The 11,255-nt window shown below is 43.6% G+C and carries 2 protein-coding genes; one reads left to right on the top strand and one right to left on the bottom strand.

Annotated features, from left to right (window positions below):
- On the bottom strand, positions 1–8,974 hold an 8,974-nt coding region (locus I6E70_RS13335), incomplete at its 3' end, for a beta strand repeat-containing protein (protein WP_197188900.1).
- A 239-nt stretch (positions 8,975–9,213) separates the two neighbouring features.
- Between I6E70_RS13335 and I6E70_RS13340 the strand changes: the two genes are divergently transcribed.
- Positions 9,214–11,190 (top strand): TolC family outer membrane protein, encoded by a 1,977-nt coding sequence (locus I6E70_RS13340; protein WP_197188901.1) that lies wholly within the window; start codon positions 9,214–9,216, stop codon positions 11,188–11,190.
- Positions 11,191–11,255 lie beyond the last annotated feature (65 nt).

Genomic DNA, 11,255 nt, shown 5'->3' on the forward strand with positions numbered 1-11,255 from the left:
CGTCTACTTCGCCACTGTCCGTGCCGGTGCCTGTGTTGCCTGCAGCATCAGTGATGCTGGCGCTGACGCTGTAGTTCCCTTCAGCTAATGTGCCTGTTGGTGTTGCACTCCAGTTACCATTAGCATCGGTTTGTACATCAATAGTTTGCACTGCATTCGCTGCATCTGTAAACGTCACTGTGATGGTGCTGTTAGGTGCATCACTGGTGCCTGTCACTGTTGGCGTGCTGTCGTTTGTTAATACTGGCGCATCAACGGTAATGCTTGGCGCGGACGTGTCTATTGTGCCGTTGCCTGTAATATCGGTGCTGTTACCTGCTACATCGCTGATGTTAGCGGTGATCGTGTACAGCCCTTCTGCCAAGGCAGTCGGTACTTCTATAGAGAAGTTGCCATCGGCATCCACAGTGGTCGTAAAGATTTGTGTATTGCCTTGATCGTCCACCACGGTGAAGTTAATAACGGTGCCTTCAACCGCATCGCTTGTTCCGCTGAGTGTCGGGGTGATGTCGCTACTTGAGCCTGAGCTGGTAAGTACAAGTGTCGGTGCGGTGGTATCTATTTCACCAGTGCCTGTGGCGGTGGCTTCGTTGCCTGCTGCATCGCTCACGCTTGCGCTTACGGTGAAGTTACCTTCTGCAAGTGCTATCGGTACAGGGATTGACCATGTGCCATTGGCAAGTACGGTGGCGCTTATTGTTTGCGGTGTGCCACTGCTGTCGGTGACAACAATCGTTACTTCACTTCCCTGCACGGCATCGCTGGTACCTGCAATCGTTGGGGTGGTGTCGTTACCTACACCGTTGTCGGTGATAACAAGGCTTGGTGCGGTTAAGTCAATCTCGCCTGTTTCTGTGGCGCTGCCAATATTGCCCAGTCCATCATCCACGGTCGCTGTTACTGTGTATTCGCCTTCGGCTAGCACGCTTGGTGCATCGACGCTCCATACACCACCCGTTACGGTCGTATCAACAGTCGTAATATTCCCTGCACTGTCTTCAAACGTTAAGCTAATGGTGGTGCCATCAGCTGCATCACTTGTCCCGCGAATTTCTGGCGTGGTGTCATTTGTGTCCATTAATGCATCAATATTAATACTCGGTGCATTGGTATCCAATGTTGCGCCTTCACTTAATGTGGTGGTGTTGCCTGCACTGTCACTGACGCTTGCTTCGATAGTGAGTGGACCATCAGTTAACGCGTTTGGTACATCCGTTGACCAGCTGCCATCGGCTTGCACTGTTGCAGTGAACGTTTCTGTATTATTTGCATCCGTGACGTTAATCGTTATAACCGTGCCTGCTGGCGCATTGCTGCTTCCGCTGATTGTTGGGGTGCTGTCGTTGGTCGCTCCTACGGTATCCAGTGTCAATGTCGGCGCTAAGGTATCTAGGGTGCCTGTTTGTGTGACGCCGCCGGTGTTGCCTGCATCATCGGTGATACTGGCTTGTACGGTGTAGCTGCCATCTGGTAATTCAGGGCTGGTTGCTTGCCAATCGCCGTTTGCATCCACAGTAGCGGTGATTGGGTGCTCATCACCGTTACTGTCGGTAATAATAATGTTGATAACCGTGCCTTCAGGCTCTGTTGAGGTACCACTAACAACTGGGGTGCTGTCGTTACCCAGGCCCAGTGCATCAACGGTGACAACCGGTGTAATGGTATCCACATTACCACTGCTGCTCGTGGTGGTGTCGTTGCCTGCAGCATCAGTAATGCTGGCAACAACGCTAAAATCACCTTGTGCAAGGGCACCTGGAATTTCAATGTTCCAGTGACCATCGCTGCCAACTAGGGCCTCAATGGTTTGCACAGCACCTGCGCTGTCGGTGATGGTGAGTGTAACGGTGCCACCAATTTCATTACTGATGCCCTGAAGCTCGGGTGTTAAATCGCTAACATCACCTACGTTTTGAATGGTGAGCGTTGGCGCTTGCGTGTCTAACGTAATTGTATCTGTAACTTTTGTCGTATTTCCTGCTTCGTCAGATACACTCACTTCGATGGTGTTATCACCTTCATTTAAATCTGTTTGTGGAGTTACTTCCCAGTTACCATTTGTATCTACTGTGGTGGTAAGTGTTTGTTCAACCCCGTTATCATCAGTAATAACAACCGTGATGCTGGTACCAACGTCTGCATCACTAGTGCCTGAAATAGTAGGCGTTGAGTCGTTGGTTACAGCTTCAAAGTCAACGGTTAAGCTAGGTCCTGATGTGTCTATATTACCGGTAGCCGTAGTTGAAGCGCTATTTCCTGCAGCATCAGATACTTCAGCTTCTACAGAATAATCGCCCGAGGCCAGCTCTTGAGAAAGCTCAACACTCCAATTACCATCGGCATCCGTTGTAGTGCTAAATGTACGAACAACTCCTTGAGAATCAGTAACCGTTAAATTTATAACTGTGCCTGAAGCTACGTCTGTTGTGCTACCTGAAATAATTGGAGTAGTATCATTACTTGTTTCTAGTTCATTTACTTGTATGGTTGGAGGCGTAATATCAATTACAGCATCAAGCTCTGCATTAGCCGTTCCACCACCTATGTCTGTTACTGTTGCACTAATTAAAATGGTGCCCTCAGCTAAATTTGCAGGCGGAGTAACACTCCAAAGACCGTTTTCATCAACAACTGTGGTTAAAGTAATTATTGCACCCGCTGAGTCAGTGATCTGAACTTCCACTTGAGAGCCAACTTGTGCATTAAAAGTATCACCATTTATTTGAGGTGTTTGATCGTTAGTTTCGCCAATAATATCAATGGTAATGGTCAATGCGCTTGTATCAATTGTGCCTGAAGCACTTGCTGTGCCTTCATTACCAGCGCTATCACTAATACTTGCATCTACAGAGTAGCTTCCTTCAGCTAAAGCCGCGGATACTTCTGCAGTCCAACTTCCATCAGCAATTACTTGTGCTGTAATTGTTTGTAATTCACCGTTAGCATCGGTCACGGTTAAAGTTACGGTTGAACCAGCTGGCTCCCCGCTAACCGTACCTGAAATGGTCGGTGTTGTATCACTCGTATCGCCTAACGCGTTAATAGTCACTATTGGCGCTGTGGTATCAACTTCGCCTGTTGTTGTTACGGTTGTTTCATTCCCTGCTGTATCGGTAACCGATACTTCAACAGTAAACTCACCTTCACTTAATTCATTTGGTACATCAACACTAAATGTGCCATCGGCTTGTACTTCTGTGGTTATGGTTTGTGGATTACCTGCATCATCAGTTACTGTAATAGTAACAACCGTGCCTTCTGGCTCACCCGTTGCGGTGCCTGAAATTGTTGGTGTGGTATCGTTAGTATCACCTATGGGGTCAATAGTAACTGTTGGCGCGGCAGTATCAACTTCGCCCGTCGTTGTTGCTGTGGTTTCATTACCTGCGGTATCGGTAACCGATACCTCAACAATAAATTCACCTTCACTTAATTCGTTCGGTACATCAACAGTGAAAGTGCCATCAGCGAGCACTTCTGTAGTGATAACTTGTTCGTTACCAGCGTCATCAGTCACGGTAATAGTAACAACCGTGCCTTCTGGCTCACCCGTCGCAGTCCCTGAAATAGTTGGGGTGGTGTCGTTACTATCAACGAGTGCATTAATCGCAATAACAGGAGCTGAGGTATCAATAGTACCCGTTGTTACTTCTGTACTTTCGTTACCCGCAGTATCAGTGATTGATACGTCTACGCTGTATTCGCCTTCACTTAATTCGTTCGGCACATCAATACTAAAGGTGCCATCGGCTTGTACTTCTGTGGTGATGGTTTGTGGGTTACCTGCTTCATCGGTCACGGTAATAGTAACAACTGTGCCTTCTGGCTCACCTGTTGCGGTGCCTGAAATGGTTGGTGTGGTATCGTTAGTATCACCTATGGGGTCAATAGTAACTGTTGGCGCGGCAGTATCGACTTCTCCCGTTGTTGTTGCGGTTGTTTCATTCCCTGCGGTATCGGTAACCGATACCTCAACAGTAAATTCGCCTTCACTTAATTCGTTCGGCACATCAACACTGAAGGTGCCATCAGCTTGTACTTCAGTGGTAATGATTTGTGGGTTACCTGCTTCATCAGTAACTGTAATAGTAACAACCGTGCCCTCTGGCTCACCCGTTGCGGTGCCAGAAATAGTTGGGGTGGTATTGTTAGTATCAGCCAGTGCATCTATCGTGATCACCGGTGCTGAAGTATCAATTTCTCCAGTCGTAGTTGCTGTGGTTTCATTACCTGAAGTGTCAGTAACGGATACCTCAACAGTAAATTCGCCTTCGCTTAGTTCATTTGGTACGTCCGCACTAAAGGTGCCATCAGCTTGCACTTCAGTAGTAATTATTTGTGGGTTACCAGCATCATCAGTTACCGTAATAGTAACAACTGTGCCTTCTGGCTCACCCGTCGCAGTCCCTGAAATAGTTGGAGTGGTGTCGTTAGTATCATCAACAGGGTCTATTATTACTAATGGTGCAGCCGTATCGACCTCACCCGTCGTTGTTGCTGTGGTTTCATTACCTGAAGTGTCAGTAACGGATACCTCAACTGTAAATTCGCCTTCACTTAGTTCATTTGGTACGTCCACATTAAAGGTGCCATCTGCTTGCACTTCAGTGGTAATTATTTGTGGATTACCTGCTTCATCAGTCACGGTAATAGTAACAACCGTGCCTTCTGGCTCACCCGTCGCAGTCCCTGAAATAGTTGGAGTGGTGTCGTTACTATCAGCCAGTGCATCTATCGTGATCACCGGTGCTGAAGTATCAATTTCTCCAGTCGTAGTTGCTGTGGTTTCATTACCTGAAGTGTCAGTAACAGATACCTCAACAGTAAATTCGCCTTCGCTTAGTTCATTTGGTACGTCCACACTAAAGGTGCCATCAGCTTGCACTTCAGTAGTAATTATTTGTGGATTACCTGCTTCATCAGTCACGGTAATAGTAACAACTGTACCCTCTGGCTCGCCCGTTGCAGTGCCTGAAATAGTTGGGGTGGTGTCGTTACTATCAGCCAGTGCATCTATCGTGATCACCGGTGCTAAAGTATCAACCTCGCCAGTCGTAGTTGCTGTGGTTTCATTGCCCGCAGTATCTGTAACCGATACCTCAACAGTAAATTCACCTTCACTTAATTCGTTCGGCACATCAACACTAAAGGTGCCATCGGCTTGTACTTCAGTAGTAATTATTTGTGGATTACCTGCTTCATCAGTCACGGTAATAATAACAACCGTGCCTTCTGGCTCCCCCGTTGCGGTGCCTGAAATAGTTGGGGTGGTGTCGTTACTATCAGCCAGTGCATCTATCGTAATAGTTGGTGCGGTATTATCGATAGTTCCTTGTGCTGAAGTTTCACTTTGGTTACCTGCTTCATCGCTAACGATGGCATTAACGCTAAAGTCACCTTCAACTAACTCATTAATAGCATCAGCTGTCCAGCTACCATCAGCTAGCGTTTGTGTTGTAATTGTTTGTGTATTACCACCAGCATCCGTCAATATTAACGTAACCGTTGTTCCAGCTGGCACATTTTGTACTGAACCTGAAATTGTTGGAGTAGTATCGGCGCTATCTGGGATTGTATTAATTGCTATAATTGGAGCTGATAAATCAATTGTTCCAGTACCGGTATCGCTTGCTTCATTACCTGCAGCGTCTGTTACTGTTGCCGTAATTGTAAAGTCGCCTTCAGCAACAGCTTGAGTTGCACCAACTTGCCAAGTTCCATCTTCTGACACAACCGCCGTCAATGTTTGAGACTCACCATTTGCATCAGTAACTAAAACACTAACAAGGCTACCTGGAGCTACATCACTTGTTGTTCCGCTAAATGTAGGCGTTGTATCGTTTGAATCAGCAAAGTCATTTATTGCAACTAAAGGAGGGGTGGTATCAACTGTGCCTAATTGTGAATCTTGGGCTGCGTTACCCGCATTATCAGATACATTAGCAGTTACGGTAAAATCCCCCTCACTTAAAGCAGTTGAAATCTCAATACTCCAAGTACCATCAGCACTTATAGTAGTCACTAACTGTTGCTCTGCTCCTAGACTATCGGTAACAATTAAAGTTACTTCACTGCCCGATGCTAATCCTTGGGTAGAACCGGTAAGAGTAGGTGTTGTATCGTTTGTATCAGCAATATTGTTGATAGTGACACTTGGTGCGGTTAAATCGACCGTACCTGTAACAGTTGCCGTACTGCTATTGCCTGCAGTATCACTAACACTCGCTGTTACTGTGAAATCACCTTCACTGAGATCTGCAATAATATCCGCTGTATATGTACCATCGGCATTTGTAAGTGTTGTGAGTGTTTGTTCATTGCCTTCACTGTCAGTTATTACTAATGTAACTTCGGTCCCTGCAGGTACATCAATTACGTTACCACTTACTGATGGAGTTACATCATTCGTATCCTCAATAGGATTAATCGTGATTGCAGGATCTGTTAAATCAATTTCTCCAGTTTCGCTTGCAGAAGCTGTATTACCCGCAGCATCAGTCACAGTTGCAATTACACTAAACGGACCTTCAACCAATTCATTACTTGCCTCAACTGACCAGCTTCCGTCAGCACCAGTAACTACTTGCACAGTTTCTGTTACGCCATCGCTTCCTGTAAATGTAACGGTTACTAATGCACCAGGCTCTACGTCTTGGGTAGAGCCGCTAACTGTTGGTGTTGTATCGTTAGTATCAATAATAAAATTAATGCTTACAGTTAAATCAACATTACCTACTGCACTTGCTTGCGCTTCATTACCCGAGTCATCTATAACAGCAGCAACTACGGTAAAGTCGCCCTCAGGTAGAGGGGTTGTTACTTGTGCAGTCCATGAACCATCTGCTTGCGTCACTGCAAGTAATGTAAATGTACTCCCATCGCTTGCCGTAATAGTTAAAGTAATGGTAGTACCTGCAGGCACATTACCGGTGTTACCACTTAAAAATGGAGTGGTATCGTTAGTATTAGCAATTGCATCGATTTGAATTGAAATAGGAGCAAACGTTATTTCGCCGTTTGTTTGCGCAGTAGCCTCATTACCTGCTGGATCGGTTACTGACGCAGTTGCTGTAAACTCACCACCTGGCAAGATTTCATTAGCATCAACACTCCATGTGCCATCTTCATTTAATAAAGTAGTTAAAGTTTGTACGTTACCGTTAATATCGGTTACTAATACTGTAATAACAGAGCCCGCAGGAGCGTCTTCCACCCTACCTACAAATGTTGGTGTAGTATCGTTAGTATCAGCAATTGCAGTAACGGTAATATCTGGGTTTGTTAAATCAACAACACCTTGGTTATTTGCTTGGGCTTGATTACCTGCAGCATCGCTTACACTTGCATCAACCTCAAACTGCCCTTCAGCCAATGGCGTAGTTACGTCGATAGACCAATCACCATCAGCGTTTGTTTGGGTTAATAATGTTTGAGTTTGACCATTAAAATCGGTAATAACCACACTAATAATAGAGCCTGCAGGTACATCTTGCGCGTTACCAGTAATAGTTGGCGTGGTGTCTTGAGTGTCGTTAATATTATTAATTTGTACCGTAGGCGCCGTTAAATCAACTACTCCTGAATCACTTGCTGATGCTAAGTTTCCTACACTGTCGCTTACTTGTGCATCAACAGTAAAATCACCTTCGGGTAAAGGAGTCCCAACTTCTACACTCCAGCTTCCATCGGCTTGAGTAACCGCAGTTAATGTTTGTATTTGTCCTGCACTATCTGTAACAGTAATTGTTACTTGCGTGCCTTCAGGAACACCATTTGTTGTTCCAACAAGTGGTGGTGTTGCGTTATTTGTTTCATCAGTTACATTTACTGTGATTACCGGAGCAGTTAAATCTACATTCGCTAAAGCTTGATCTACAGCTTGATTTCCAGCGGCATCAATCGCCACTGCGCTTACGTTAAACTCTCCTTCAGATAAAGGTGAGGTAGTAGTAATAACCCAATTTCCTAGCGCATCAACTTGAGTAACAATTGTTTGTACCGTACCTGCACTATCCGTTAACGTGACTGACACATTATCCCCAGTGTTCAACCCAGATACAGTCCCTGTTACTGTCACTGTTTGCGAAGCAGAATCGGCAACAGGATCAATAGCAATAAGCGGAGGTGTTGTATCAATTTCTATAGAAATAGTGTCGTTTATAGGGTTGCCAACAGGATCTGTCGCTTCAACAACAACGGTCACAGGGCCATCAGCAACCGGAGTTGGTAGAGTTATTTCAAAGGTACCATCAGGGCCAATCACAACACTAACTACTTGAGAATTTCCATCAACATCAGTTACCGTTACATTAACCGTTTCGCCAATTAAGTTTTCACTCGTACCGGTAATTGTTGGTTGTGATGAATTAGTAACGCCCAGCTCATTAAGTGAAATAGAAGCCGAAGTTGCGTCAGGCACAATACCATCAGAGGTATCTCTTAAATTAAAAGCTTCAGTAGCGCTTTGATCAAAAGAAGAATCAAAAGTAACACTACTAGGATCAACACTTTCAGAAATTCGGGTTAACTGTACAAACGAACTACCTCCATCTGCACCAGCTGCATTACCGCCACCAGCGGCTGTTGCCTCTAAATTATCTAAAATGTCCCCATCACCCTCTAATGCATCTAAAAAATCTGTTACATCTGAATTAGCCGCCGTTGATGAGTCTTGTTCTGTACCTAAGTCTAAGCTTGCGATTGCTTCATCTAAACTTTCATCAAAAACAGTTGTTTCGCTAGCGTCTCTTGCTTCTTTCGCTAATAGGTCTGGTGTTATTTTTACCTTTTGATTTGCGGGTATAGATAAGGTTTCACCTTGCACATCTATTTGTAACGACGACTTAATAGCAGTAACAACTAAATCACCTACGGTAATAATGTCACCAACGTTTAACGCTCTTATTGATCCATCATCCAACACAACACCCGCCGAACCCTGAATATCAATAACTACAAGTTGATTTGCTTCCATTTAGGTACCCTCAAACTTTTTAAAATAACAATCTAATAAATTAAAGGTAGAACAAAAAAAGCACATAGATACTGGACTCAAGTACAGGTTTAGAAGAAAAATTCAAAAATAAAAAATCAACAAAAAAGTGGTATAAATTTTTTTTTATGCTGTCCAAAAAGATTACTTGCAAAATTAGCACTCCTTTACTAAATATTTAAAAGAGTATTTTCGGTCTTAACAGGATCTAAGAGGAAGAAATGATTATAAAAAACACTTTTAAAAAGCATCAAGGGACTATGTTAATCGGATTAGCGATTACAGCCGTAACTTTATCAAACTACGTGCATGCAAACGAACAATCAGCAATGCCACTTACATACGTCTCAAGTAAAGCGATTGAAAACAATCCTGAAGTACAAGAAGCATGGCATGCTTTTAAATCTTCTATTTATGGAGTGGATGCTGCCCGTTCAGGTTATTTACCAAGTGTTGATGTATCAGCAAGTGCAGGATATGAAAGAAGAAATTACGGTATTGAAGAAGAATATAACCGTAATACAGCCGAATTAAGCGTTACTCAAATGCTTTATGACGGTTTTAGAACATCTAATACAGTTGACCGTTTTAAACGTATTCAACTTATTAGGTACTTTGAGCTTATTTCTCAAACAGAACAAACAGCACTTGAAGCCTCGATTGCACTACTTGACGTACAAAAATTCAAAGAGTTAGTACAACTTGCAGAAGCTAATTTACAAGAGCACGAGTCTGTATACCAACAAATAGAGCAAAGCGTAAGCGCCGGTGTAGCGCGCGCAGCAGACCTAGAACAAATTAGTGGCCGTTTATCTCTAGCGCAATCTAATGTATTAACGGAGTACTCAAATTTACATGATGTAAGCGCTCGCTACCTAAGAGTTGTAGGTGAGCTACCTATGAACGATATAAAGCAAGCTGACCTTGATGAAAACAATATACCAATTTCGGTTAACCAAGCGCTAGACGTCGCCTACAAAAACAGCCCTTCATTTTATGCCTCTTTGTATAATATTGAAGCGCAAAAAGCGAACGCCAAAGCACAAAAAGCGGCCTTTCATCCTAACGTAGATTTATCTGCCCGCTACGGTAGCCAAGATAGAGATGAGCTTGGTCAAAATGAAACCAGAACAGAAGCGCGAGTCGGCATAGATATTAGTTATAACTTGTATAACGGTGGTCTTGATAGCGCTAATTTAGAACAAGCTTATCAAGATATAAACATTGCAAAATATCAACGAGATCAAGCCTGTATTGATATTCGTCAAAGTCTGCAAATTGCCTACTACAACGTAACTATACTAGAGCAAAAGTTGCCAGCGCTTAATCAACACCGCGAATCATCAACTAAAGTTAAAATTGCATATAAAGATCAATTTGATATAGGCCAACGAACTCTACTAGACGTACTTGATGCCGAAAACGAATCGTTCCAATCAACACGTTCATACATAGTTGCGCTTTACGACCGCCAATCGGCTATTTTAACTATGCTAAAAGAAATGGGGAAATTATTGCCAGCACTTGACGTAATGTCAGGTAAATACCCTACATTAAAAGAGCTAACTGACGATCCTATTGTGCATAACGCACAAAATATTTGTCCGAGTTACGATGTAGCAACCACCTTTAGCCGCAAGGCATTTCTACAAAAAAAAGCGAAGCAAGATAATGCCTACATGAGTGTAACCGCTATGCCAAGGTACTTAGATATACCGTTGGAAACCGACACTACACCAAGTAGCTTTTTAGATGATGATGGTGACGGCGTACCAAACGAGCAAGACACTTGTCCGAGTACGCCACTGTCAACTAATGTTGATTTATCTGGCTGTACAATTTATAGCGCATCAACCTCGAATATAGAGATTGGTATCCCTTTTTCTGCTGACTCAAGCGATGTAAGGTCTCAATATATTCAAGAAATTAGTCGGCTTGCAGATTTTTTAAAAGAAAACCCAAATAAGCAGGTTGAAATACAAGGTCATGCTTCTCTAGATGGAGATCGAACATATAACCGCAAACTATCTGAAAAACGTGCGTTTGCCGTTGCTGAAATTCTAATTAAACAATTCGATATAAAACCAAAACGTGTTAAATCGTTCGGGTACGGTATTGATCAACCTCGAGTAAACGAAATATCAGTAAGAGCAAATGCTGCGAATCGACGTATCGAAGCTGTAATTACTGATAGCTAAGTCAATTAACGTTATGTAAATAGCCTAAACTCGGCTTGAAATATTTAAGCTAAATTTATTTCTCG

Origin of the sequence: Pseudoalteromonas sp. NGC95 (assembly GCF_015864705.1) — a bacterium.
GTDB lineage: Bacteria > Pseudomonadota > Gammaproteobacteria > Enterobacterales > Alteromonadaceae > Pseudoalteromonas > Pseudoalteromonas arctica.